The sequence below is a fragment of the Pseudomonas sp. S35 genome (assembly GCF_009866765.1).
In the GTDB taxonomy this organism is placed as follows: Bacteria; Pseudomonadota; Gammaproteobacteria; order Pseudomonadales; family Pseudomonadaceae; genus Aquipseudomonas.
The window spans coordinates 6,424,922-6,449,552 of record NZ_CP019431.1 but is presented as its reverse complement, the minus strand read 5'-3'; the positions used below and the strand labels follow the sequence as shown (position 1 = coordinate 6,449,552).

20 protein-coding genes are annotated in these 24,631 nt (G+C 63.6%); 11 read left to right on the top strand and 9 right to left on the bottom strand.

Going from position 1 to position 24,631, the window contains the following annotated elements; all coding sequences use genetic code 11:
- The 10 genes from PspS35_RS29290 to PspS35_RS29245 all read left to right on the top strand — a co-directional run bounded on the left by PspS35_RS29290 (position 1) and on the right by PspS35_RS29245 (position 14,238).
- Positions 1-1,290, top strand: coding sequence for a DotU family type VI secretion system protein (locus PspS35_RS29290; RefSeq protein WP_159937849.1), 1,290 nt, complete (start codon positions 1-3; stop codon positions 1,288-1,290).
- Positions 1,287-4,787, top strand: coding sequence for a type VI secretion system membrane subunit TssM (tssM, locus tag PspS35_RS29285; RefSeq protein ID WP_159937848.1), 3,501 nt, complete (start codon positions 1,287-1,289; stop codon positions 4,785-4,787). The genes PspS35_RS29290 and tssM overlap by 4 nt, the downstream gene beginning before the upstream one ends.
- Positions 4,784-5,437, top strand: coding sequence for a type VI secretion system-associated protein TagF (gene tagF / locus PspS35_RS29280; protein WP_159937847.1), 654 nt, complete (start codon positions 4,784-4,786; stop codon positions 5,435-5,437). Before tssM ends, tagF begins: the two co-directional genes overlap by 4 nt.
- A complete protein-coding gene (locus tag PspS35_RS29275; protein ID WP_159937846.1) occupies positions 5,438-6,157 on the top strand; it encodes a protein phosphatase 2C domain-containing protein in 720 nt (239 codons plus the stop codon).
- The gene (locus tag PspS35_RS29270) at positions 6,154-9,126 is read left to right on the top strand and encodes a serine/threonine-protein kinase (RefSeq protein ID WP_159937845.1); all 2,973 of its coding nucleotides are present in this window, start codon (positions 6,154-6,156) and stop codon (positions 9,124-9,126) included. The genes PspS35_RS29275 and PspS35_RS29270 overlap by 4 nt, the downstream gene beginning before the upstream one ends.
- Positions 9,126-9,830 carry an ABC transporter ATP-binding protein gene (locus tag PspS35_RS29265; RefSeq protein ID WP_159937844.1) on the top strand — a complete coding sequence of 235 codons (705 nt, stop codon included), beginning with the start codon at positions 9,126-9,128 and terminating at the stop codon, positions 9,828-9,830. The genes PspS35_RS29270 and PspS35_RS29265 overlap by 1 nt, the downstream gene beginning before the upstream one ends.
- Complete coding sequence (locus PspS35_RS29260) at positions 9,830-11,014, top strand: ABC transporter permease (RefSeq protein ID WP_159937843.1); 1,185 nt, start codon at positions 9,830-9,832, stop codon at positions 11,012-11,014. Before PspS35_RS29265 ends, PspS35_RS29260 begins: the two co-directional genes overlap by 1 nt.
- A complete protein-coding gene (locus PspS35_RS29255; protein WP_159937842.1) occupies positions 11,007-12,719 on the top strand; it encodes an SUMF1/EgtB/PvdO family nonheme iron enzyme in 1,713 nt (570 codons plus the stop codon). The genes PspS35_RS29260 and PspS35_RS29255 overlap by 8 nt, the downstream gene beginning before the upstream one ends.
- Before the next feature lie 84 nt (positions 12,720-12,803).
- The gene (gene tagQ, locus PspS35_RS29250; protein ID WP_159937841.1) at positions 12,804-13,733 is read left to right on the top strand and encodes a type VI secretion system-associated lipoprotein TagQ; all 930 of its coding nucleotides are present in this window, start codon (positions 12,804-12,806) and stop codon (positions 13,731-13,733) included.
- A 124-nt stretch (positions 13,734-13,857) separates the two neighbouring features.
- Complete coding sequence (locus PspS35_RS29245) at positions 13,858-14,238, top strand: hypothetical protein (RefSeq protein ID WP_042945972.1); 381 nt, start codon at positions 13,858-13,860, stop codon at positions 14,236-14,238.
- A gap of 418 nt (positions 14,239-14,656) precedes the next feature.
- On the opposite strand, the gene PspS35_RS29240 is transcribed toward PspS35_RS29245, so the two are convergent.
- From PspS35_RS29240 to exbB, 6 genes are all read right to left on the bottom strand, one after another.
- Entirely contained in the window at positions 14,657-16,057 is a 1,401-nt protein-coding gene (locus PspS35_RS29240) for an aminoacyl-tRNA deacylase and HDOD domain-containing protein (RefSeq protein WP_159937840.1), read from the bottom strand.
- Positions 16,058-16,134: 77 nt separating this feature from the next.
- Positions 16,135-18,210, bottom strand: coding sequence for an ATP-dependent DNA helicase RecG (gene recG / locus PspS35_RS29235; protein ID WP_159937839.1), 2,076 nt, complete (start codon positions 18,208-18,210; stop codon positions 16,135-16,137).
- Between the two features lie 8 nt (positions 18,211-18,218).
- Positions 18,219-19,142 (bottom strand): hydrogen peroxide-inducible genes activator, encoded by a 924-nt coding sequence (locus PspS35_RS29230; protein ID WP_159937838.1) that lies wholly within the window; start codon positions 19,140-19,142, stop codon positions 18,219-18,221.
- A 166-nt stretch (positions 19,143-19,308) separates the two neighbouring features.
- On the bottom strand, positions 19,309-20,058 hold the full coding sequence (locus tag PspS35_RS29225) for an energy transducer TonB (RefSeq protein WP_159937837.1): 750 nt from the start codon (positions 20,056-20,058) through the stop codon (positions 19,309-19,311).
- On the bottom strand, positions 20,055-20,480 hold the full coding sequence (gene exbD, locus PspS35_RS29220) for a TonB system transport protein ExbD (protein WP_032884416.1): 426 nt from the start codon (positions 20,478-20,480) through the stop codon (positions 20,055-20,057). Before exbD ends, PspS35_RS29225 begins: the two co-directional genes overlap by 4 nt.
- A 6-nt stretch (positions 20,481-20,486) precedes the next feature.
- Positions 20,487-21,467, bottom strand: a complete 981-nt coding sequence (gene exbB / locus PspS35_RS29215) for a tonB-system energizer ExbB (RefSeq protein ID WP_159937836.1) — start codon at positions 21,465-21,467, stop codon at positions 20,487-20,489.
- Positions 21,468-21,656: 189 nt separating this feature from the next.
- On the opposite strand from exbB, the gene PspS35_RS29210 reads away from it, so the two are divergent.
- Positions 21,657-22,514 (top strand): SDR family oxidoreductase, encoded by an 858-nt coding sequence (locus PspS35_RS29210; protein ID WP_159937835.1) that lies wholly within the window; start codon positions 21,657-21,659, stop codon positions 22,512-22,514.
- Between the two features lie 129 nt (positions 22,515-22,643).
- Here PspS35_RS29210 and PspS35_RS29205 read toward each other — a convergent pair whose 3' ends face one another.
- The 3 genes from PspS35_RS29205 to PspS35_RS29195 form a co-directional block, all read right to left on the bottom strand.
- Positions 22,644-23,366, bottom strand: a complete 723-nt coding sequence (locus PspS35_RS29205; RefSeq protein ID WP_159937834.1) for a hypothetical protein — start codon at positions 23,364-23,366, stop codon at positions 22,644-22,646.
- A gap of 74 nt (positions 23,367-23,440) precedes the next feature.
- The gene (locus PspS35_RS29200) at positions 23,441-24,184 is read right to left on the bottom strand and encodes a hypothetical protein (RefSeq protein WP_159937833.1); all 744 of its coding nucleotides are present in this window, start codon (positions 24,182-24,184) and stop codon (positions 23,441-23,443) included.
- A 58-nt stretch (positions 24,185-24,242) separates the two neighbouring features.
- Entirely contained in the window at positions 24,243-24,623 is a 381-nt protein-coding gene (locus tag PspS35_RS29195) for a RidA family protein (protein WP_003176922.1), read from the bottom strand.
- Positions 24,624-24,631: the final 8 nt, after the last annotated feature.

Below are 24,631 nucleotides of genomic sequence, written 5' to 3'. Positions count from 1 at the left end.
ATGCATCCCAATGATGACGACCGCACCCAGTTCATGCCGCGCCCAGGTGGCCGTGCGCCGGAACCTGTGCGTGCAGAGCCAGCCCCGCTGTCGATGCCGGCCGCACCGATGCTCACCGGCAAAAGCCAGGGCCTCAACCCCCTGGAAAGCGCCGCCGGCCCGCTGCTGGCCTTGCTGACGCGCCTGCGCAACACCATCGCCCACCCGGCGCCGGCCAGCCTGCGTGCGCAATTGCTGGCCTACCTGCGCCAGTTCGAAGAGCGCGCCGAAGCCGCCGGTGTGGCGCGCAACGAAGTGCTGCTGGCGCGTTACGCGCTGTGCACCGCCCTTGATGAAGCCGTGTTGAGCACGCCGTGGGGCAGCACCAGCGACTGGGGTAAGCAAAGCCTGCTGATCACCGTGCACAACGAAGCCTGGGGCGGCGAAAAAGTCTTCCAGTTGCTCGACCACTGCCTGCAAAGCCCACGCGAACGCCTGTACCTGCTGGAACTGTTGTACCTGTGCATGTGCCTGGGTTTCGAAGGGCGCTACCGCGTGATGAACGACGGTCGCAGCCAGTTGGAAGCCTTGCGCGAGCGCACCGCCGCGGCGATTCGCAGTGCCCGTGGCGAGCATGAACGCGAGCTGTCGCCGCACTGGCGTGGCGTGACCGTGGCGCGGGATCGACTGGCGCAATTCATGCCGCCGTGGATCGCTGTGGCCATCGGCCTGGCGCTGCTGCTGGCGTTGCTGTTCACCTTGCGCATGCTGCTGGCGTCGCAGGCAGAGCCGGTGTTCAAGAATATTCATGCCCTGGGCGAGATCCCGGTGCAGGCCATCGACCGTCCGGTGGCGCAGCCCAAAGTCATCGAGCGGCCGCGCCTGGCCGGTTTCCTGGCTGAAGATATCAAGGCCGGTCGCGTGGCCGTGGAAGATAAGGTCGACCGTTCGGTAGTGACCATTCGTGGCGATGAACTGTTCGCCTCGGCCAGCTCCAGCATTGTCGATGACTTCCAGCCGCTGATGCTGCGCATCGCCGATGCCATCCGCAAAGTGAAGGGCCAGGTGCGCGTCACCGGGCACAGCGACAATCGCCCGATTGCCACGCTGCGCTTCCCGTCCAACTGGGCGCTGTCTGAAGCACGGGCCAAGTCGGTGCTGGAGATCCTCGCGGCCAAGACCGGCCAGGCGGATCGCTTCAGTGCCGAGGGCCGAAGCGACACCGAGCCGTTGGCCACCAACAGCACAGCCGAAGGCCGCGCCCGCAATCGTCGGGTTGAAATCACCGTATTGGCGGAGGGCGTCGAGTGAAGGCGTTTTTCAGTTTCATGATTCGCTGGGTGATCCCGGTGCTGGGTTTGATCGCCCTGAGCCTGATCATCTGGTTTGTCGGGCCGTTGCTCGACGTACTGGTGCCGCAAGGGCGCCGTTGGGCGCTGATCATCCTGGTGTTCGCGGTGTGGATCGCCTACCGCGTATTCCGCATCATCCAGGCGCGCCGTCAGGCCGCCGAAGTGATGCGCAGCCTGGCCGCTGAAACCCCGGCCGACCCCAACAGCGTTGCCACCGCCGAAGAGTTGTCGACCCTGCGCCAGCGCATGGACGAAGCCCTGGCACTGCTGAAAAAAGCCAAGCTCGGCGGTGACGAGCGACGCAATCTCTACGAGCTGCCGTGGTACGTGATCATCGGCCCGCCGGGTTCGGGCAAGACCACCGCGCTGGTCAATTCCGGCCTGCACTTTCCATTGGCCGCGCAGTTGGGCGCCGGGGCGGTGCGTGGCGTCGGCGGTACGCGCAATTGCGATTGGTGGTTCACCGATCAAGCCGTATTGCTCGACACCGCTGGCCGCTACACCACTCAGGACAGCAACTCCACGGTAGACAAGGCCGCATGGCTGGGCTTCCTCGACCTGCTGAAAAAGCAGCGTTCACGCCGCCCCATCGACGGTGCGTTTATCGCCATCAGCCTCTCGGATCTGCTGCTCGGCACCGACGCCGAGCGCGCTGCCCATGCGGCTGCGATTCGCCTGCGTATCCAGGAGCTGTACACCCAACTGGGCGTGCGTTTCCCGATCTACCTGATGCTGACCAAGCTTGACCTGGTGCCGGGCTTTATGGAGTTCTTCGACAACCTGAGCAAGGAAGACCGCGCCCAGGTGTGGGGCATGACCTTTGCCCTGGACGACGGCAAGCACAGCGACAGCCCGCTGGCCCATCTGCAAAGTGAATTCGCAGGCCTGGAGCAACGCCTCAATGAGCGTCTGGTGGAGCGTCTGCAACAGGAACGCGACCCGGCGCGGCGCGACCTGATCTACGGCTTCGCGCAGCAGTTCGGCGCGTTGAAAGATTGCCTGCAAAGCTTCCTCGAAGGCGTGTTCAAACCCAACGCCTTTGAAGAGCGCGTGTTGCTGCGCGGTGTGTATTTCACCAGCGGTACCCAGGAAGGCAGCCCGATCGATCGCCTGATCGGCGCCATGGCCCAGAGCATGAACCTGGACCGCCAGCACCTGGCACGCCAGAGCGGCACCGGGCGCAGTTACTTCATCGAAAAACTCTTCACCGCCGTGGCGTTTGCCGAGCGTGGCCTGGTGGGGGTGAGCCCCAAGGTCGAGCGTCGGCGCAAGTGGATTGCACGCGGTGTGCTCGCGGCCACGGTGGCGTTGGTGGTGGTGGTCAGTGGCCTGTGGTGGGTGAGTTATCGCGCCAACCAGGCGTATATCGACCAGGTCGACCAGAAGGTCGCACCCCTGGGCCAGACCGTGCAGAACCTGAGCCCGGCGCAGCGTGAAGTGCTCGCCGTACTGCCGTTGCTCAACGCAGTGAAGCACCTCGCCGGCGATTCGCCGAGTTGGTCCGAAGGCCTGGGTTTGTACCAGGGCGACATGCTCGAAGCCGAATCCGCCAGCGTGTACCGCAAGCTGCTGATCGCGGTGTTCGCGCCGCGCCTGGTGACGCGCATCGAAGAGCAACTGCACGGCGGCGGCAACTCGGACTTCCTCTACGAAGGCCTCAAGGCCTACCTGATGCTGGCCGACAGCGAGCATTACGACCCGGACTTCATCAAGGCCTGGATCGCCCTCGACTGGGACCGCAACCTGCCGCGCGACCTGCCGGCCGAGCAGCGCCAGGCGTTGAGCGGGCACTTGCAGGCGCTGTTCGATCGTCACCCACCGAACGCACGCCTGGACCCGCGCTTGATCGACGATCTGCGTCGCCAGTTGCAGCAGCTGCCGGTGGCCCAGCGTGTCTACGACCGGGTCAAGCGCCAGAAACTGCCCGAAGGCATCCCGGACTTTCGCCTCAACGAAGCCGCTGGCCGTGATGCCGCGCTGGTGTTCAGCCGCAAGAGCGGCAAGCCGTTGGGCGAGCCGTTGAGTGGGTTTTTTACCGCCAAGGGCTATCGCCAGGCATTCCTGCTGAGCAGCCTGAACCAGACCGGCACCCTCGCCGAGGAGCAATGGGTGCTCGGCCATGAACAGGCCGATCAGCAGAACGTGGTGAGCCTGGCCGCCGACGTGCGTCGCCTGTACTTCCAGGACTACCAGCGCCAGTGGGATGCGTTGCTGGCGGACATCGACTTTGTGCCGATCACCAGCGTGGCTCAGGCGGCCGACGTGCTGCGGGTGATTTCCGGGCCAAGCTCGCCGCTGAAGAAGCTGCTGGTGGCGGTGGCAAAGGAAACGGACCTGCAAGCCGAAGAGCGTCAACTGGCTGCCAAAGGCGTACCGGTTGAAGGCGGTGTCGACAAGCTCAAAGAGCGCCTGGGCAGCCTGCTCGGCCAGGAGCAACCGACCGCCAATGCACCGCAGGCGGCGGATGATCCGGTGACTGCGCACTTTGCCGAACTCAACAGCATCGTCAGCAAGAATGAAGGCGAGCCGGCGGCCATCGATGGCCTGTTGTCGGACATGAATGCGCTGTATGTGCAGGTCAGTGCCATGGTCGGCGCCAGTGGCGATGCGTTGCTCGGTGAGGCAAAAAACCAGGCGGCGGCTGCGGCCACGCGGGTCAGCCTGAATGCCGAACGCCAACCGCCGCTGGTGCAGGGCATGGTCAAGTCGGTGGTCAACTCCACCACCAACAGCATGATGGGCGGGGTGCGTAACCAACTGAACGCGGCCTGGGTCAGCGAAGTAGTCAACGTGTATCGCCAGTCATTGGCGGGGCGTTACCCGATGTCGCCAGGCAGTGCGCGGGACGCGACGCTGGATGACTTCGGCCAGTTCTTTGGTGTGGGCGGGGTGATGGATAACTACTTCCGCAAATACCTGCAGCCCTACGTGGACACGTCTGCGCAGACCTGGCGCTGGCAGCCGGGCGCCGCGCAGAAGCTGGGGATCGCGCCGGGTGTGCTGCAAACCTTCCAGCGCGCCGCGACGATTCGTGATGCGTTCTTCCGGTCGGGGGGCACCCAGCCCATCGTGCGTTTCGAGCTCAAGCCGGTGTCGATGGACCCGACCATCACCCAGTTCCTGCTCGACCTCGACGGCCAGCAATTGAGCTACGACCACGGCCCAAGCCGCCCGGTAGCAATGCAATGGCCGAACCCTGGCAGCATTGGGGTGGTGCGGATCTCGATCATGCCGCCGGCGGCCAGCGGCCGTTCGGGCGTGACCCTGGACGGTCCGTGGGCGTGGTTCCGCCTGCTGGAGCAATCGGACCTAACCGCCGGCAACTCGCCGGACCGTTTCAACCTGCGCCTGCGGGTCGACGGCGCGAGCATCGCCTACGAGTTGCGCGCCAACAGTGCCTTCAACCCGTTCAAGAGCCGCGTGCTCACTGGCTTCAGCCTGCCGGAGCGGCTATGACGGTGCTGGGTTTCTACGGCAAGTTGGCCAGCCGCGGGGACTTTGTCAGCCGCGCCTTGCCCCAGAGCTTTGTCGGCCCGTGGGACAGCTGGCTGGCGGCAGGTTTGCTCGCCAGCCAGAACAGCCTGGGCGGTGATTGGCTCAACGTGTACCTGGTCAGCCCGCTGTGGCGCTTCGTGCTGGCGCCGGGTGTGTGCGGGCCGGAGGTGGCGGCGGGCGTGGTGATGCCGAGCATTGACCGGGTCGGGCGCTATTTCCCGCTGGCGGTGGTGGCGTTGCTTGATCACGACACCAACCCTGCTTCGTTGGTGGGTGGGCCGGACGCGTGGTTCGAGCAGGCCGAAGAGTTGTTGCTCAGCACCCTGGACAGCGGCGCGACCTTTGAAAGCTTCAACGACCGCCTCGACCAGCTTGGCTTGCCGACGACCGAGCCGCGTGCGGTCGACAGCCGTTTCGCCGGGCTGCAACGGGTCGCCGCCACGCTGCCTCATGGGCGCATGGCTGCCCTCGCCGAACAGGCCTGCGAAGGCGCAAGCCTGTGGTGGGGTCGCGGCTCGGAACGTATTTCCCCAGGTTTATTGCGGTGTCAGGGCTTGCCCGCCACCGGCGATTTTGCGCAGTTTTTGCTCGGACAAGAAGGTGTGGTGTAGATGGGCGCGACGTACAAATCCGCGAGCAAAAGCCATGTGGGCATGGTGCGCCAGGTCAACGAAGATGCGTGCCTGGACCTGCCGGAAAACCGCCTGTGGGTGGTGGCCGATGGCATGGGCGGGCATGCGGCGGGGGATTACGTCAGTAGCCTGATCGTCGACAGCCTGCGCAATGTGCCGCTGGGCCGTTCCCTCGACGAATACTCGGCGGCCCTGCGCAATGACCTGATCCGCATCAACGCCGCCGTGCGCGAAGAAACCGCCAACCGGGGCGTGACCATGATGGGCAGCACCGTGGTGGTGCTGGCGGCACGCGGCCTGCGCGGCGTATGCCTGTGGGCCGGTGACAGTCGCCTGTACCGCCTGCGCGACGGCGTGCTCGAAGGTATTTCCCGCGACCACAGCTACGTGCAAGACCTGCAAGACAGCGGCCTGCTCAGCGAAGCCGATGCCCGCGTGCACCCGCGCGCCAATATCGTCACCCGCGCCGTCGGCGTGGAAGCCCAGCTTGAAGTGGCGGTGGTCGACCTGTTGATTGCCCCCGGCGACAGCTACCTGTTGTGCAGCGATGGCCTGAACAAGACCGTCGAAGACCATGAAATCCGCGACGTGCTCAGCCACGACGCGCCGGATGAAATCGTGCGCAGCCTGGTGCACCTGGGGCTCAATCGCGGCGCGCCGGACAACATCACCGCCATCGTTGTGAAGGTATCGGCATGAATATCGTGATTCCTGGCTACGACATCGAAGGCGAGATCGGCGAAGGCGCAATGGCCAGCGTGTACCTGGCGACCCAGCGCTCGCTGGAACGCAAGGTGGCGTTGAAGGTGATGGCGGCGGCGCTGGCGGCCGACCCGAGCTTCTGCGAGCGCTTTCTGCGCGAGGGCAAGACCCTGGCGCGGCTTTCGCACCCGCACACCGTGACCATCCATGACATCGGCAATGTCGGTGAGCTGTATTACATGGCGATGGAGTTCCTGCCCAACGGCACGCTCAAAGAGCGCATTGCCGCCGGTATGACGCCGGAGCAGGGCGTGACGCTGATCCGCCAGATCGCCTCGGCGCTGGGGTATGCCCATGCTCAAGGCTTGGTGCACCGCGACGTCAAGCCGGCCAACATCCTGTTCCGCGCCGACGGCACGGCGGTGTTGTCGGACTTCGGCATCGCCAAGTCCCTGGATGACCGTACGCAGTTCACCCAGGCCGGTTTTGCCGTGGGCACGCCGAGCTACATGAGCCCGGAACAAGCGCGGGGCCAGGAGATCGATGGCCGCGCCGACCTGTATGCGCTGGGCGTGGTGCTGTATGAAATCCTGGTCGGCAAGCTGCCGTACAGCGGCACCGACGCACTCTCCACCGCCCTGGCGCACCTGACCGAACCGTTGCCGGAATTGCCAGTGCATCACGGCCGTTATCAGGGCGTGTTGCGCAAGCTGCTGGCGAAGGACCCGGCCGAGCGGTTCCCGGATGCGGCGGCGTTGCTGCTGGCGCTGGATCAATTGCCGATGGAGTCGCCGCAAGCCACGCTGGTGCGGCCGATTCCCCTCAGCTTCGACCTGGGCGGCATCACGCCGGAGTCCATCGAAATCCCCACCGCCAAACCCGAACCGGTGCGCCAGCCAGTGGTGCCGCCGGCGCAGCACAGCGAGCAGCGTCGCGGGCCGGTGTTGGCGCTGGCAGCGGTGGCTGTGGCGGTTGCCCTGGCGATTGGCGGCGCGTCCTATTGGTGGCTGAGTGGCGATGATGAGCCCGCCAAGCCACCGGCCGCCGTGGTGCCCGCTGCGACACACGCAACACCAGCAACACCTGCAGCGGCAGTGGTCGAGGCGGATGGCGGTCAGCGTCCGCTGTTGATGGCGGGCAAGAAGACCCTGTTCCAGCGCGTCCTCAGCAAGCCCGGCGCGAAGCTTTCGGATGAGGCCGGCGGTGCGCCAGGCAAAGCCTTGCCGGCGTTCTCGGTGCTCTATGTGTACCAACGCAAGGACGTCGACGGCCAACCGTGGGTGCGCGTCGGCACCGCCACCGACGGGCGCAGCGACGGTTGGCTGCCGGCCGCCCAGGTCAGCGACTGGAAGCAGAGCCTGGTGCTCAAGTTCACCGAGCGTTCGGGCCGGGCGCCGGTGATGTTCCTGCGCCAGTCCGGCGAAGTGGAAAAGCTGCTCGCCGACCCGGCCGCCGCCAAAGGCGCATTGGCCAAGGCGCAGAAAAACCGTGAAGACAACGGGCAAATCCTCGCCCTGGAGCCGACCGCCAGCGCCGTGCCGCAGAACCAGTTCTACCTGTTGCCGATCTTCGATTCAAAAGAGAGCTTCGACGAAAACGGCCAACCGGTGCAGTTGCTCAATGTCGCCTCCATCGACCCTGGCAGCAGCGCCGTCGCCAAGCCCGCCGCGCCCGTGATCAACGCCAACGCTGATGCGTTCCGTACCGCCGTGGTGCTGGTGGTGGATACCACGGTGTCGATGCAGCCGTATATCGACCAGATCCGCGACGTGGTGCACGAGTTGCAAACCCGCATTGGCGCACGCGGTGAGCTCGATAGCGTCAGCTTCGGCATGGTCGGTTTTCGCAGCAGCATCAAGAAAACCCCCGGCCTGGAATACGTGGCCAAGACCTTGATCAGCCTTGACCAAGGCCGCGATCCGCAACGTTTCCTCGACATGGCGCGCCAAGTCAAAGCCTCCACCGTGTCGAGCCATTCGTTCAACGAAGACGCGTTTGCCGGGGTGATGCAGGCGGTGGACGGCATGGACTGGTCGGGCTATGGCGGGCGCATCATCCTGCTGGTCACCGATGCGGGCGCGCTGCGCAAGAACGACCCGTTCGCCGCTACCCAGATGAACGAAGCCGAAGTGCGCCAGGCCGCGCTGGGCAAGCAGATCAAGATCTACGCCCTGCACCTGCGCAGCGACGCCGGCAAGAAAACCCACGCCGGCGCCGAGAGCCAGTACCGCATCCTCACCGCCGACGCCAACCCGCAGATCGGCGACCTGTACACACCGGTGCCCGGTGGCGATGTGCGCAAGCTGGGTGAGCGTGTCGACGAGATCGGCAGCGTGTTCGCCAACCTGGTGCACCAAGTGCGCAGCAACACCCCGCAGCCGGTGCCGCTGCTCGGTGCGGCGCCGACCCTGGCGGACAAATCTGCCGCCGTCGGTTACGCCATGCACATGGACTTCCTCGGCCGTAAAACCGCGAGCCAGGCGCCGCAACTGGTGAGTGCCTGGACCGCCGACCGCGACCTGACCAACCCGGCGCTGCCAGCGTTCCAGGTGTGCGTGATGCTGACCAAGCTGCAGCTCAACGACTTGCAGCAGTCGCTGAAACTGATCGTCGACGCGGCGCGCAAGACCCAGACGTCGCCCAAGGACTTCTTCCAGGAAATCGCCAGCGCCTCTGCCTACATGAGCCGCGACCCGCAAGCCCTGCGCAAGGGCGGCAACCTGGCCGATGGCGGCATCCTCGGCGAATACCTGGAAGGCCTGCCGTACCGCAGCAAGTCGCTGAACATGACCCAGGATTTGTGGTTGTCGTTGAGCGTGGCCGAGCAGGAAGACTTTATCGACGAGCTGGATTCGAAGATCCGCCTCTACGAAACCTTCCACAATGACCTGGCCAACTGGGTCCGTTTCGGTGATGCCGAACCGGGCGATGCGTTGTACCGCGTGCCGTTGTCGACGCTGCCGTAATGCTGAACCTGAGCGCGGTGCACAAGAGCCGGGGCGTCGGGAGCCAGCGCTATAGCCTGGTGATCCCGGCACTGCACCTGCGTGCCGGGGAGCAGTTGGCGATTGTCGGGCCCAGCGGTTGCGGCAAAAGCACCTTGCTGGATCTGCTGGCGTTGGTCTTGGCGCCGGATCAGGTGGGCTGCTTTGAATTCAATCAGCAGGACATTAGCGGGCTGTGGCGTGCCGATCAGCAATCGGCCCTGGCCGCATTGCGCAGCCAGCATCTGGGCTATGTGCTGCAAACCGGCGGCCTGCTGGGTTTTCTCGATGTGCGCAGCAATATCGCCTTGTCCCGGCAACTGCTGGGTTTGAGAGATGACGGTAGCGTGGCGCGCCTGGCCGAACAGCTGGAAATCAGCGACCAGTTGGCGAAGAAGCCCTCGGCCCTGTCGGTGGGCCAGCGCCAGCGTGTGAGTTGCGCCCGGGCTTTGGCCCACGCGCCGCAACTGGTGCTGGCGGATGAACCCACCGCGTCCCTCGACCCCTTGAACGCCGAGCGTGTGATGCACGCCCTGCTGGCCCAGGCTCGTGAGCACCATGCTGCGTGCGTGATCGCCACCCACGATGAACCCCTGGCCCGCGCCAGTGGCTTGCAGGTGCGGCGTATCAGTTGCCGCCGCGCTGCCGACGGCGGCGTCACCGCCACCCTTGGGGAAGCGTGCTGATGCGCATCCCCTTGATCGCTTCTTTGGCCTGGCAGGATTACCGCAACGATGCGTGGCTGTCGGCGTGCTCGGTGCTGGCACTGGTGGCGGTGATCGCGCCGTTGCTGGTGTTATTCGGCCTGAAATTTGGACTGGTTAGCAGTTTGACCGAACGTTTGCAGACCGACCCCGCCACCCGTGAAATTATTCCGCTGGGCGGTGGTCGATTCAGCAGCGGATTTATCGAGCAGCTTGGCCAGCGCAGCGATGTGGCGTTTGCCGTGCCACGCACGCGGCAGATTGCGGCGACGGCGCAGGTGGGTACGTTGACCTTGGAGATGCTGCCGACGGCGCCGGGTGATCCGTTGTTGGGCGCTCTGGCGCTGCCACACGGCCTGGACCAGATCGTGCTGAGCCACACCGCTGCCGAGAAGCTGGCAGCGCGGCCTGGGGACTTGTTGGAAGCCCGCTTCGCCCGCCAAGTCGCGGGACGTGTCGAGGAGCAGCGCACTCGGGTGCAGGTGGTTGGGGTGCTGGCGCTGCAAGCTTTCGCCCGCGACGGGCTGTTCGCTGACCTGGGCTTGTTGGAAGCGGCGGAAGATTATCGCGATGGTCGCGCCGTACCGGCATTGGGTTGGGCGGGCGATGAAGTGACGGTGAGTGAGCAGCGGGTGTACCCGGCGTTTCGTTTGTATGCGCGCAACCTCACCGACGTAGAACCCCTGCGGATATTTTTTGCCGGGCAGAATCTGTTGGTAGCCACCCAGGCGAACACCATCGCCCAGGTGCAGTCGTTGAGCCGCAACCTGTCGATCGTATTCTGGGTGATCGCCGGGCTGGCGTTGGCGGGTGCGTTTGCGGCGATCTTCGCCGGGGCGTTGGCCGCGGTGGCGCGCAAGCGTCGAGAATTGTCGGTGTTGCGCCTGTTGGGCTTTTCTACCGGCGCGCTGTTGCTGTTTGTGGTGGTGCAGGCGCTGTACAGCGCAGGGTTTGCCGCCGTGCTCAGTGCCGGGCTGTATGGCCTGGCCGAGTCAGCGTTGAACAAATTATTTGTGCAGGTGCCGGGCGAGTACGCCAGTCATCTGTTGGCGCGTCACTACGGCCTGGCCCTGGTTGCCGTCCTCGGCGTCAGTGCCGTGGCGGCGGCCTGCGGTGGTTGGCGAGTGGCGCGTATCCAGGCTTCTGAAGGAATCAGAGATGTATAAGTTATTGGGCGCCGCTGTGGCGCTGAGCCTGGCTTCAATGGCCTGGGCCGATGAAGCCAGCGACAAGCTGGACAACCCCAAACCGTTGCCGGATGACGTGAGCCTGCCGCTGCCGTGCGAGGGCAACATGGTGTTCCGCTACGCCTACGTGCTGGCGCAGGGCACCCTGGACGACCGCGAAATCAGCCTCGGCTACCCCTTCGCCGAAGGCGAGGCCGGTTACCAGCAGTCGTTTATTTCCGGCTACCGCCGCGACTTCATCAACGGCCAGTTCACCCTCAAGGATTTGCCGAAAGACTGGAGCAAAGTCATCGCGCCCTTGATGCCCAGGACCGATGCCAAGACCCCACTCAAACCGATGTTGTACTTCATCGGCAAGTACGAAGTGACCGCGCGTCAATATGCCCAGGTGATGGCTCAGGCGCAGTCCCTGGCCAGCGGTGAAGCGGCGCCGGCCTGCGATGCGCCGACCGGCATGGCCGGGCGTTTGCCCAAGGTAAAACTGTCGCGGTTTGAGGCCGAGCGGTTTTCGGCGGTGTACAGCGCCTGGCTGATGAAATACCACCGGGAGTTGTTGCCGGTCAGCGGCCGCGGTTCGTCGGCAGAAGACGGCGGCCTGGGTTTTGTGCGCCTGCCCACCGAAGTGGAATGGGAGTTCGCCGCGCGCGGTGGCCAAGCGGTGAGCCGTCAGGATCTGGAAGGGCGGCTGTTCCCGCGCCGTGTCGAAGGCAGCGAAAGCGACGGCCCGCTGGGTGATTACGCGGTGTTCAACCAGGTCGCCGGTGGCACCGGGCAGGCGGCGCGGCTGATGCCCATCGGCACCAAATTGCCCAACCCGATCGGTATGTTCGATGTGATCGGCAACGCGGCAGAGATGGTTCAGGAGTCCTTCCAACTGGTGCACGCCGGGCGTCGCCAGGGCACCTATGGCGGCTTTGTGGTCAAGGGCGGCAACTACCTGGAAGGCGAGGGCACGCTGTTCACCGGCATGCGCCGCGAATATCCGCTGTTCGCCGCCGACGGCACCGAGCAAAGCAACGAAACCACCGGTTTTCGTGTGGCGATTGGCGCGCTGTCGGCGCCGCGTTCGCGCTACAAGGAGCTGTTTGCGCAGTGGCAAAAGGAAGGGCGCCTGGCGTCGCTGACGGACGCCATCGATGACGCTCAGGACCCAACCAAGCGCCTGGACAGCATCATCGCCGCCAGCGTCGATCCCAAGCTGCAAGCCGAATTGGGGCTGGTCAACGAAGAGCTCAAGCGCAATGTCTCGCTGATCGCCCAGCAACGCGAAGAAGCGGCGGGCAACCTGATCCAGTCGGCCGCGTTGGTGGCCGAGACCATCAGCAACTACAACATCCGCCTGGCCAACCTGCAGAAGAGCCGCCAACAGTCCCTGGACAACAAGGACCAGGCGAGCGCGCAGTTGTTTGATATGGCCATTGCCAACGGCCGCAGCGCCCTCGACGGCGCGGTGGCGATTTATATCGACAACCTGGCGACCGGCACGCGCTACACCGATGCGGTGATCCAGGCGCAGTTTCAACGGATCAAGGAAGAGTTGGATCGCAAGCCCGTGCTCGGCAAGAGCCTGGTGACGCGCGCGACACTGTTCGTCCGCCATGTCGGCAACTACCGCAAACAACAGCGGGCCGACCCGGCGACGATCTTGAAGGAATTGCTCGCAGCGAGCGGTCAGCGGTCTTGACCGTTGGTTGTGCGGCGAGCTTGGAAGGGACTCAGGCGGCGGTTGCCGTGCTGGGCAAGTCAAACTTAGAAGAGAACACAACTTATGCTTTTTTCCCGTAAGGCGGTTTCCAAGCGTCATCTGTTGCTGATTGCCGCCGGCTTCAGCACCGTGCTGACAGGTTGCGCGACGTCGCCGGCCTCCAAGGTCGCGTCCAGCACCAAGGTCGAGTACTACCCCAACTGCTACGAGCCGGTGCAGCACCTGCGTGCCACCGATTCGAACATGACCAAGTCGGTTGTCACCGGTGCGGCCATCGGCGCGGCCGGCGGTGCCCTGCTGGGCGCCCTGACCGGCGACAAGGAAAAGCGCGGCCGTAACGCCGCGATCGGCGCAGCGGGTGGTGCCCTGGCCGGCGGCGCGGCGGGCTACTACACCGAGCGTCAGAAGCAAGTCGCCGATGACAACCAACGCATCGCCTCCTACGCCGCCGATGTGAACAAAAGCGCTTCCGATATCGACCGCAGCACCGCGTACGCCAAAGCGTCGCAACAGTGCTACCAGAGCGCATTCACCAAGCTGGTCTCGGACCGCAAGGCCAAGACCGTCAACGACACCGAAGGCCGCAAGCGCCTGGCGGAAATCGTCTCGGGCTTGAAGGAGTCCAATGACCTGATCGTCGCGGTCAACGGCAAGGCCGCTGAAGACCTGAACAATTACACCCAGGCGTACGAGAAAGACCTGCAACAAGTTGGTGTACAGCGTGCCGACGTGGTCACCGTGGCTCAGGCCGATGCAACGCCTGTCGTGACACCGTCCAACAAGAAGAAGGGCACAGGTACCAAGCCGCCGAAGAAGCCACCGCTGCCAACCGTACCGACCGAAGCGGTTTCCACCGAGAAAACCTTCCAGACCGCCCAGACCAAGCAAGATGAAAGCAAGAAGGTCGCCAGCGCCGGCAAGGCTCAGATCGAAGGCACCTGCCGCGATCCAAACCTGGCCGACTGGGCGCCGGTACCTTGCCCTAACGTTTAAGTAACATGCTGCTATAAGCGTCAAACGCCAGCCGATCTTCCGCTAATGCGCAAGATCGGTAGCGTTCTTTTTGCAAATCGTTAAACTGCTGCGGCCACTCAATAATTACACCGAGGCCGTGTGCATGAAATTTCGTCTTCTGCTGTGGGTGCTGGGCCTGATGATGGGCAAAGCCAGCCGCACCAATCCTGCCTTCCAGCAACAGTTGGGTGACAAAGACCTGGCGTTCCAGTTGCAGACCCTCGACGGCAAGGTTGCCCGTCACTTCATCGTTAAAGACCAGCGCATCACCAGCCGCTCAGGGGTTCACCCTGCGCCGGCGTTTGCCATTGCCTTCAAAGATGCCGCCTACGGCTTCGCCACGATGCAGGCGAAGAACAAGCAGCTGGCGTTCATGACGGGGATTCAGGACAAGTCGATCCAGATCAAGGGCAACCCGGCGCTGGTGATCTGGTTCCAGGGGTTGACCAAGTATTTGAAACCGAAGAAAAAGAAGTCGGCCTGACAGAGCACCTGGCCCTGTAGTGAGCGGGCTTGCCCCGCGCTGGGCTGCGAAGCGGCCCCGTCAGCGCCACCCAGTTTTTCCAGATACACCGAGTGAGCTGGTTTTGGGGCCGCTACGCAGCCCAGCGCGGGGCAAGCCCGCTCACCACGACAGCCTGTTTCATTGGACGTTATGTAGATACCCATGGCCATCGGGGCGTCGGTATCTACACAACGCTCAAAGGCTTACACATAACTGTGTGGTGAGCGCGTTTTTTTGTGGTGAGCGGGCTTGCCCCGCGCTGGGCTGCGAAGCGGCCCTGTCAGCGCCACCCAGTTTTTCCAGATACACCGAGTGAGCTGGTTTTGGGTCTGCTACGCAGTCCGGCGCGGGGCAAGCCCGCTCACCGCGACAAGCCCCGTCATCCTTAGAGTGCGCGTCAGCCCTGGCTGAACTGAGAAGCCAGCTCACGCAACAGCACTTCGGCGTCCAGCACTTTACCGACGACTTCCTCAGCCTTGTCGCGGCTCAAACCCAAGCGCTCAAGCAGTTCGTCCGGGATGGTTTCATCCGGCCCGGAGCCAATCCCGCGGCTACGCAGCAGGCGCACGGCCAAACACACCAGGTTCGGGTATTCGGCGTATTGGCCGTCGTAGGTCGGGTCGTGCTGAAAGCGCAGGGCGGTGGACAGTTCGTCGGGCATGTCCCAGTAGCGCATCAGCCAGGCGCCGATCTGTTCACGGCTGATGCCCAGCAGGTGCTGTTCCACGTAGCTGTGGCACAGGTGCGGGTTGACCTCCAGGTGGCGGCAGATCAGCGAGAAGTGCGGCGGGAACACGTGGGCCAGCAGCAGATAGCCGAAGTTGTGCAGCAAGCCGGCCAGGTAGGTCAGGCCAGCTTCGGGGCGCTGTGCGCGGGGCATGGCGCGGGTCAGGCCTTCGATCACGGCGGCGGTGTAGATCGACTGGTGCCAGTACGGCGTGGCTTGGTGCGGGTGGTCCTTGGGCAGGCTCAAGGTCTTGCCCAAGGCCAGGCCCAGCGCCAGGTTGATCACCAGATCAAAACCCAGCACGCGCACTATTGCGTCTTCCACTGAGCGGATTTTACCCGGTGAGGCGTAGTACGGCGATGCCGCCCAGCTCACCACTTGGGCCGCCAGGGCCGGGTCGGTTTCGACCACACCGGTGATGTCATCGATGGTGGCGTTGGGGTCGACACGCAGTTTGATGATCTTCTGCGCGGTGTCGGCCAGCGGTGGAATCTCGATGGTCGCTTCCAGGCGCTGCTGGATGCGGCGGGCGGTGAACGCCTGCATGGCCTGGGTGATTTCCTCGCGGTCATCATTGGGCCGGTCGAGGTTCGGGCGGATGTTGCTCAGCGGCTCGCCGAAGTGCGCGGCGCTGGCCTTGGTGAGCATGGTCTTGAAAGCGTCGCTGGCGATCTCCAGCAGCAACCCGGCTTCGCCCGAATGCACCAGCAGGTTAGGCTCGTCGAGCAGGCTGCCCTCGTACAGGCATGGCGAACTGGTGAGCGCGGGCAGGCCTGGCAGCAGGCTCAGGTCATGCTTGTCCAGCATGCGCCGGACGCGATCCGGCGACACGGCGATGAGGCGGCGACCGGTGAGTTCGGCAAGGCGGTTGAGGTCGAGCAGTTGGTTTTGCGGGAACAGCACCATCAGTGCGCCCACCGCATCTTCCAGCAGCACGGCCTGCACCTTTCGCGCAGGATTCAGGCCCGGTTGTTCTGCGACTTCCGTGTAGGGGATGGCGAGCTTTGCGAGCAGCGCCCGAATAACCGGTGGAGCGGTCAGCGGGGCTGTGGCGAGGGCAACTTCTGACATGGCCTGATCCAATTTCTTACAGTCATCGGAGTATAACCAGCTTGGTACACCTGTAGGTCGCTTAAGTGAGTCAAGCGTCACACTTGGCCGTATTGCTGCCCATGGCGCAGCCAGCGATCGAGCAGCGGGCTGACGTGATCCGGCCAGCGCTCCAGCAGGGCTTGCGCCGCATCGCGCACGGCGGGCAACAGGTCGGCATCGCGCATCAGGTCGGCGACCTTGAACTGCAGCAGGCCGGTCTGGCGGGTGCCGAGCATTTCGCCGGGGCCGCGCAGTTCGAGGTCTTTCTCGGCGATGACAAACCCGTCGTTGGTCTCGCGCATGATACCCAGGCGCTGGCGGCCGATCTGCGACAGCGGTGGGTGATACAGCAGTACGCAATGGCTGGCGGCGCTGCCCCGGCCCACGCGGCCGCGCAGTTGGTGCAGCTGCGCCAGGCCCAGGCGCTCGGGGTTCTCGATGATCATCAGGCTGGCGTTGGGCACGTCCACGCCGACTTCGATCACGGTGGTGGCCACCAGCAGTTGCAGGTTGCCGGCCTTGAATTCGGCCATGACGGCGGCTTTTTCGGCGGGCTTCATGCGCCCGTGGATCAGCCCGACCTTGAGTTCGCCGAGGGCGCTGGTGAGGTCTTCATAGGTGGTCTCGGCGGCCTGGCAGGTGAGTTCTTCAGACTCTTCGATCAGCGTGCATACCCAGTAGGCCTGGCGCCCTTCGGCGCAGGCCCCGCGTACGCGCTCGATCACTTCGACGCGCCGTGTGTCGGTGACCAGCACGGTGTTGACCGGGGTCCGGCCGGGCGGCAGTTCGTCGAGGATCGAGGTGTCGAGGTCGGCGTAGGCGCTCATCGCCAGGGTGCGTGGGATCGGGGTGGCGGTCATGATCAACTGGTGTGGGTTCATGCGCCCGCCCACACCTTTCTGGCGCAGGGCCAGGCGCTGTTGCACGCCGAAGCGGTGCTGTTCGTCGATGATCACCAGCGCCAGGTTCTTGAACTGCACTTCGTCCTGGAACAGCGCATGGGTGCCCACCACCATCGGTGCGCCGCCGGCGATCTGTTCCAGGGACGCTGCGCGGTTCTTGCCCTTGAGCTTGCCGGCCAGCCACGCGACTTCCAGGCCCAAGGGTTCGAGCCAGCGCTTGAAGGTGATGAAGTGCTGCTCAGCCAGAATCTCGGTGGGCGCCATCAGCGCCACCTGGTAACCGGCTTCCAGTGCCTGCAAGGCGGCGAGGGCGGCAACCACGGTCTTGCCCGCGCCTACGTCGCCCTGGATCAGCCGGAGCATGGGTTCTTTCTGGCTGAGGTCGTAGGCTATTTCATTGCCTACGCGTTGCTGGGCCCCGGTCGGCGCAAAGCCGAGGTTGGCCAGGTACTGCGCAGGCAGACGCGTGGCCTTGGGCATCGCGGGGGCGCGCAGGGAGCGCATGCTCTCGCGCAGGCGTTGCTGGGACAGTTGGTGGGTCAGCAGTTCTTCGAAGGCCAGGCGGTGTTGGGCCCAGTGATGACCCAAGGCCAGTTCGTCGACATCGGCGTCGGCGGGCGGGTTATGCAGATAGCGAATCGCATCGTCCAGCGGCGCCAGTTGGTAGTCGCGGGCCAGTTCCAGGGGGAGCCAGTCGGGCAGGCTTTTCGGGCCGAGCATCGTCAGCGTCTGCATGCACAACTGGCGCAGGCGTTGTTGGGTCAGGCCTTCGGTGAGCGGGTAGATCGGCGTGAGTGTGGTGTCCACCGGTGGCGGTTCGTCGCCGGTAATTGCGCGGTATTCCGGGTGGTAGATCTCCAGGCCCGAGGCGCCGGGCCGTGCTTCGCCATAGCAGCGCACGCGGGTGCCGCGCTTGAGGCCGTCCTTTTGTGCATTGCTGAAATGGTAGAAGCGCAGGCTCAGCCCACCGGTGCCATCCTGCAAGCGCACCACCAGGCTGCGGCGCTTGCCCATCACCACGTCGGCGCCGCTGACGGTGCCTTCGACCACGGCGTCCTGCCCAGGACGTAGATGGCCGATGGGCACTACGCGGGTGCGGTCCTGATAACGCAGGGGCAGGTGGAACAGCACGTCCTGGAGGTTTTCCAGGCCAACCTTGGCGAGTTTCTCGGCCATGGCTTCACCGACACCCTTGAGTGCCGTCACCGACACCTGCGACAGCTCAGTCATACGGTTGATCAGCTCGCAACAGCGGGCGGCTTGGCCACCGAGCACAGGCGGATCGAGTCGGCGAGGATCTCAATTGCCTTGGGCCGTGGAAAGCTGGCGCGCCAGGCGATGGCCACGGTACGGAATGGCACGGGTGGCGTGAGTGGGCGCACTTCGATCACGCCGGGGGCGTAGTGATGGCTGTCCACCGCCGACAACGGCAGGATCGAGATGCCCAGGCCGGAGGCGACCATGTGGCGAATGGTTTCCAGGGAGCTGGATTCGACGGTGGTGTGCTTGGCGCCGTCGTTGCCTTTGGTCAGGGTCGGGCAGGCTTCGAGTACCTGGTCGCGGAAACAGTGGCCCTCGCCCAGCAACAGCAGGCTCTTGTCGTTGAGCAGGCCGGCGTCGATGGTGGTTTTCTGGGTCCACGGGTGGGAGGCCGGCATCAGCACCTGGAACGGCTCATCGTAGAGTTGCAGGGTGAGCACGTCGGCTTCGTTGAACGGCAGGGCGATGATGATCGCGTCCAACTCGCCGTTGCGCAGCTTGTCGCGCAGCACGTGAGTGAAGTTTTCTTCGATATACAGCGGCATCTGCGGCGCGACGCGGTGCAGTTGCGGGATCAGGTGTGGGAACAGGTACGGGCCGACGGTATAGATGGCGCCGACTTTCAGCGGTGCGGTCAGCTGGTTCTTGCCAGCCTGGGCCAGCTCGCGAATGCTTTGTGCTTGCTCCAGCACCTTTTGAGCCTGGGCCACAATGCCTTCGCCCACCGGGGTGAGGCGCACGGCGCTTTTGCTGCGCTCGAAAATCAGCACACCGAGTTCGTCTTCAAGCTTTTTCACGCCCACCGAGAGTGTCGGCTGGCTGACGTGGCAACGCTCGGCCGCGTGGCCAAAGTGCTGCTCTTGGGCGAGGGTAACGATGTAGCGCAATTCTGTAAGAGTCATAGCGGGCGTCCATGAGGTTGCGGGCCAAGCATACCGGCTGCAATCGATAGACGCACGTTATCAGAATCTTATTGGGGATTGAGCGGGGAGTTAGGGGGGATTTGAGCTGTGCACCATCAAATGTGGGAGGGGGCAAGCCCTCTCCCACATTGCCCAACGCATGCCTTTAGCGGCGACGCTTCTCGATGTTGTACACGAACGGTGCAACGATCTCGATGCTGCCGCTTTTCACCATGTCGGCCGGTGGCTTGGGCAGCGGCTGGGCACGACGGATCATGTCCAGTGTGGCGCGGTCCAGGTCGGCGTTGCCGGAACGGCCCACCAACTCGTAGGACAGCACGTTGCCTTCGGCATCGACCACGAAGCGCAGGCGGTTCAAGCCTTCCTTGCCACGCGCCTGGGCGCCTGGCGGGTACTTCTTGTACTTCTGCAAGTGCGCCAGCAGGGTACCTTCCCAGGATGCCTTGGCCGCGATTTGCTGCGGTGACGGGCCTGGAACCGGCTGGGCCGATTTTTCAGCGGGCGCGTTGGTCGGTGGAGCATCGCTCGGAGGGTCCTCGGAAGGCTTCTCCTTGGGCGGCTCGATCTTTTTCTCCACCGGCTTGGGCGGTTGTGGCTTGGGCTTGGGCTTGACCGGCTTGGGCACCTGGATCGTTGGCTTGGGTGCCTCGGCCAGTTTCGGCAGGGGCAGTTCTTCCACCGGCGCAGGCGGTTGTGGCGGCGTGATCACCTTGGGCGGTGCCGGCGGCGGCGGTGCTGGCATCGGCGCCAGGTCAATGACCATGGCGGCCGGTGGCAACTGCACGGTATGCGGCGCGGACCAATGGAGCGCGATGGCAATCGCGACGGCATGCACGCCCAGCACGACGGCAAGGCTGGTGCCATAACGCGTCAGTTTGTGGCGCGTCGTGATCATTTCTTGGCTGCCGTCTCAAGTCCGACCAGGCCTACCTTGAGGTAGCCGGCTGCCCGCAGGGCATCCATCACGCTCATCAGGTCGCCGTAGTCCACGCCCTTGTCGGCCTGGAAGAAGATCGTCGTGTCTTTCTTGCCTTGGGTCTTGGCGTCGAGCACCTGCCCCAGGGTTTCGGCTTTGACTTCTTCTTCACCCAGGAACAGACGCTGGTCCGCCTTGACGCTGAGGAACACCGGCTTCTCCGGCCGCGGCGCCGGTTTTGCGCTGGATGCGGGCAGGTCGACCTTGATGTCTACGGTGGCCAGCGGTGCGGCCACCATGAAGATGATCAGCAGCACCAGCATCACGTCGATAAACGGCGTGACGTTGATTTCGTGGTTCTCGACGAGCTCGTCGTCGCCTTGGTTCAAATGCAGGCCCATGGCCGATTACCCCACTTTCACCATGTGCGGTTGCGAGCTGCGCTCGGTAGGCAGGTGATCGAGGTCGCGGCTGACCAGCAGCAGGACTTCTGCCGACGCGTCGGATACCTGGGCTTTGTAGCCGGCAATCGAACGGGCGAAGACGTTGTAGATCACTACCGCAGGAATTGCCGCAACCAGGCCCAAGGCGGTTGCCAGCAGCGCTTCTGCGATGCCTGGGGCAACGACGGCGAGGTTGGTGGTCTGGGTTTTGGCGATACCGATAAAGCTGTTCATGATGCCCCACACGGTACCGAACAGACCGACAAACGGTGCGGTGGAACCGATGGTGGCGAGTACGCCGGTGCCGCTGCTCATGTTGCGACCGCACGCTGCAACCAGGCGCTCCAGGCGGAAGGCAACACGTTCCTTGATGCCTTCTTTTTCGCGGGTGTTGGCCGACAGGCGCATTTCTTCCAGTGCGTCATGGACCAGGGTGTTGGCCAGGGTGCCCTTCTTGGTTGCGCTTTCGCTCGCTTCCTTGAGGGTGGTGGCCTTTTTCAGGTGCACGATTTCAGTGCGCAGGCGACGCTTGGCGCCCAGCAGTTCGAAGCCCTTGGCGATCCAGATGGTCCAGGTGATGATCGAGGCAATGGCCAGGCCGATCATCACGGCTTTCACCACGACGTCAGCATTCTGGTACATGCCCCACGGCGACAGATCGTGGGCCATGCCCAGGGTGTTGTCTTCTTCCAGGACTACGCCGGTTTCATCGGCGGCGCCAGGGTCGGCAGCCAGCGTTGGGTCCGTGGCGACTGGCGCAGCGGCGGGCGCGGCCGGGGCAGCAGCATTGTGCTCGGCGGCCGGCGGCGTGGCTGGGGCGGTGGCGTCGGCGAATGCAGCGGTCGGCGCCAGCAGCACGCTGAACAGCATCGCAGCAATCGCGCGCCAGGCGCGGGATGGGCCGTGAAGCTTGGTTGGCGAAGCGGGGGTTGTATTACGTGTCATGCTGGCCGGACCTGAGAGGAAAAAATGGAGTGAGCGTCCTTCCAGACCCAGTGGGTCGAGGACAAATGGGCCGTTATTATTGCAAGTAATTCTTGTTAACAGAAGTAATACAGTAACTTTATTTGCCCTTTTTCTGGCCGACGGTCATGTGTGAGGGCTAATCTAGGCCTTTAAGAGCGGAGTTTTGTGATGTCTGTGCCTTCTGTTGTGATTGCCGGATGCGGTGATGTGGGTAGTCGGCTGGCTAGCCAATTGCTGGCCTCGGGATGGGAGGTTCATGGCTTGCGTCGCGATATTTCGCGCCTGCCCGACGGCGTGATCGGCATTGCTGGCGACCTGTTCAACAAAGATTGCCCCGACACTTGGCCCATCGGCGGGGTGGATTACCTGGTGTATTGCGCTGCCGCGACCGATCACGATGAAGCTGGCTATCGCGCCGCCTACGTTCACGGTTTGCAGCATGTGCTGGAGTGGTTGCAGGATTACGGCCAGGCGCCCAAGCATTTGCTGTTTGTATCCAGCAGCAGCGTATACGGGCAGCAGGGTGGCGAGTGGGTCGACGAGACCTCTGATACGCAGGCCAAAGGCTATTCCGGGCAAGTGATGCTCGAAGCCGAGCAGGTAGCCCTCAATAGTGGCATTCCTGCGAGCATTGTACGGTTGACCGGTATTTACGGCCCCGGACGCGAATGGCTGCTGACTCAGGTACGCCAGGGTTACCGTGTAGCCATTGATCCACCTTTATATGGCAACCGCATCCACGCCGATGACGCGGCCGGTTTGCTCGCATTTTTGTTGCGCCATGTGGAGCAGGGTGGGGCGCTGGACAAGGTCTACATCGGCGTCGACGACGCGCCAGCGCCATTGGCCGAGGTAGTGGCTTGGTTGCGTGAGTACCTGGGTGTCACGCAATGGTCAGAGGACGCCAGCGTGCGGCGCGCGGGCAGCAAGCAATGCAGCAACAAACGCATCAAGGCGTTGGGCTGGTCGCCGAGGTACCCAAGTTATCGGGAAGGGTATGCCGCGATCCTTGAGGGCAAGCGCTGATGGGAGAGAGGTCGAGAGGCTAATGCCGGTCAGTTAAGGGCGAACACTGTACCTGTGGCGAGGGAGCAAGCTCCCTCGTCACAGGTGAGTTTTTTGCCCTTTTACCTCTTAGCCCAGAGGCTCCTTTTTTCACTGTTTTTCCAGCAGCCACTGCCGTGCGCCTGGGGTCAGTTCAGGAATTTCATCGGGGTTCGAGAGGTTGATCGCCCGGAGAATCTCCATTTGCTTACCGGTGCGCACGAAAATCCAGGCGTCGCCCCTGTCACCCTGGCTCAGGTAGACAGTGTCATTGCCCGCGCCCTGGGAGGCGCAGTCACCGTCCAGGCACAGTTCGTATCCGTCTGTATCTGCTAGCCCGGAAACCTGGCCGTCTGCGGTAAACACGACCATTGTGCCGATACCTGGGCCTTCGATGATGCGCCATTGCCCTCCCAGATAGGCTGAGTTCAGGGCTCTTCTGAATGTGTTGCTGGGCCGGTCCCCGGTTTTGCCGGTATCGGTCGGGCGGCTGAAGACTTGCTGGGCGACATACTCCGTGCTCATTTGTATCAGCTGTTTGTTGTCGAGGCGCAACTCATCCGTGCTGTAGCCGTCATAGTCGACGGTCCAGGTGTTGGAGGATGTTTGTGAGAGCTGGCCTTCACCTATTTCAAAGCCGTTGCTCACCTGGGCCTTGCCAGTATGAGTGTCGATGTTCCATTCCAGATTCCAGCCGCTGGTGTTCAGCGGTTGACCTGAGGCAGCGGCGTCAATGAGTGCCTGGTTGATCCACAGGCCACTGATATCCGTATCTGGCGGCGCGGGGGTGCAACCGCCAAGCAACAAAAAACCGAGGGTAAGCAACGTGCGCATGGAATGCTCTCTGAGGGTAAAAAACCATGGCGCAGGCTAAAGAAAAAGGAGCCCTTGGGCTCCTTTGTTTCGTATCACTGTTTTTCCAGCAGCCACTGACGCGGCCCCGGCGTAAACGAGGGCACCTCATCGGTCTGTGCGGTGTTGATCGCCTGGAAGATTTCCAGTTGCTCGCCTTTTCGGGCAAAGATCCACGGGTTGCCCACGCCGTTGAGTTGCAGCCAGATGCTGTCGTAGCCGCCACTCATGGACGCGCAGTCACCTGCCAGGCACAGGGAGTAACGATCGACGCCCGGTAAGCCTGCGACCTTGCCGTCAGGCTGGAACTGCACGGTGGCGCCGTTGCCGAAGCCGTCGGTGATCTTCCAGTCGCCGCCCATGTACGCCGCGTACAGCGCGCGTTCGAAATTCGCGCCCAGTGGCGCGCCTTCCGGGGCTGGGTCTTTGGCGCGGGCAAACAGCTGTTCGGGCTCATTGTCGTTGGCCACTTGCAGCAGTTGTGTGCCTTTGCGCTTGAGTTCGGTGGCGGAGCTGCCGTAGAAGTCCACGCTCCAGGCGCCGGATTGCTCGCCCAGCAACTTGCCTTCGGCAACTTCAAAACCATTGTAGTAGCGCGCCTGTGCTGCCTTGGAGTTGACCTCCCACTCCAGGTTTGGGCCAAAGCTTTGCAGCGCTTCACGCAAAGGGCCGCCCTTGGCTGCCGCGTCGATGGCGACCTGGTTGATCCAGGTGCCGCTCACATCCAGGTCGGCCGGGTTGCTGGCGCAGCCGCCGAGCAACAGGGCGAGCAACGAAGTGGCTACAAGCGCTTTGCGCATCATGAAATCCTTTTAAAACGAAGTCGGCGCAGCCTGTGGGGAGCTGCGCCGGGTGTTTTTACTCGATGACCAGAATCGCGTCCATCTCAACCTGTGCACCCTTCGGCAGGGCGGCAACGCCGATCGCGGCGCGGGCTGGGTAAGGCTGTTCGAAGTATTTGCCCATGATCTCGTTGACCTTGGCGAAGTGGCTCAGGTCGGTGAGGAAGATGTTCAGCTTGACGATGTCCTTGAACGAACCGCCAGCAGCTTCGGCCACGGACTTGAGGTTCTCGAAGACCTGTACGGTCTGCGCTTCGAAGCCTTCCACCAGTTCCATGGTCTTTGGGTCCAGCGGGATCTGGCCGGACATGTAGACAGTGTTACCCGCCTTGATCGCCTGGGAGTAAGTACCGATGGCGGCCGGGGCCTTGTCGCTGGTGATAACAGTCTTGGTCATTTGTGACT

Excerpts from the sequence above, each read along its gene's own strand:
- PspS35_RS29290 (WP_159937849.1), top strand. The coding sequence starts at position 1 with ATGCATCCCAATGATGACGACCGCACCCAGTTCATGCCGCGCCCAGGT.
- tagF (WP_159937847.1), top strand. The coding sequence starts at position 4,784 with ATGACGGTGCTGGGTTTCTACGGCAAGTTGGCCAGCCGCGGGGACTTT.
- PspS35_RS29275 (WP_159937846.1), top strand. The coding sequence starts at position 5,438 with ATGGGCGCGACGTACAAATCCGCGAGCAAAAGCCATGTGGGCATGGTG.
- PspS35_RS29270 (WP_159937845.1), top strand. The coding sequence starts at position 6,154 with ATGAATATCGTGATTCCTGGCTACGACATCGAAGGCGAGATCGGCGAA.
- PspS35_RS29265 (WP_159937844.1), top strand. The coding sequence starts at position 9,126 with ATGCTGAACCTGAGCGCGGTGCACAAGAGCCGGGGCGTCGGGAGCCAG.
- PspS35_RS29260 (WP_159937843.1), top strand. The coding sequence starts at position 9,830 with ATGCGCATCCCCTTGATCGCTTCTTTGGCCTGGCAGGATTACCGCAAC.
- PspS35_RS29255 (WP_159937842.1), top strand. The coding sequence starts at position 11,007 with ATGTATAAGTTATTGGGCGCCGCTGTGGCGCTGAGCCTGGCTTCAATG.
- tagQ (WP_159937841.1), top strand. The coding sequence starts at position 12,804 with ATGCTTTTTTCCCGTAAGGCGGTTTCCAAGCGTCATCTGTTGCTGATT.
- PspS35_RS29245 (WP_042945972.1), top strand. The coding sequence starts at position 13,858 with ATGAAATTTCGTCTTCTGCTGTGGGTGCTGGGCCTGATGATGGGCAAA.
- PspS35_RS29240 (WP_159937840.1), bottom strand. The coding sequence starts at position 16,057 with ATGTCAGAAGTTGCCCTCGCCACAGCCCCGCTGACCGCTCCACCGGTT.
- recG (WP_159937839.1), bottom strand. The coding sequence starts at position 18,210 with ATGACTGAGCTGTCGCAGGTGTCGGTGACGGCACTCAAGGGTGTCGGT.
- PspS35_RS29230 (WP_159937838.1), bottom strand. The coding sequence starts at position 19,142 with ATGACTCTTACAGAATTGCGCTACATCGTTACCCTCGCCCAAGAGCAG.
- PspS35_RS29225 (WP_159937837.1), bottom strand. The coding sequence starts at position 20,058 with ATGATCACGACGCGCCACAAACTGACGCGTTATGGCACCAGCCTTGCC.
- exbD (WP_032884416.1), bottom strand. The coding sequence starts at position 20,480 with ATGGGCCTGCATTTGAACCAAGGCGACGACGAGCTCGTCGAGAACCAC.
- exbB (WP_159937836.1), bottom strand. The coding sequence starts at position 21,467 with ATGACACGTAATACAACCCCCGCTTCGCCAACCAAGCTTCACGGCCCA.
- PspS35_RS29210 (WP_159937835.1), top strand. The coding sequence starts at position 21,657 with ATGTCTGTGCCTTCTGTTGTGATTGCCGGATGCGGTGATGTGGGTAGT.
- PspS35_RS29205 (WP_159937834.1), bottom strand. The coding sequence starts at position 23,366 with ATGCGCACGTTGCTTACCCTCGGTTTTTTGTTGCTTGGCGGTTGCACC.
- PspS35_RS29200 (WP_159937833.1), bottom strand. The coding sequence starts at position 24,184 with ATGCGCAAAGCGCTTGTAGCCACTTCGTTGCTCGCCCTGTTGCTCGGC.
- PspS35_RS29195 (WP_003176922.1), bottom strand. The coding sequence starts at position 24,623 with ATGACCAAGACTGTTATCACCAGCGACAAGGCCCCGGCCGCCATCGGT.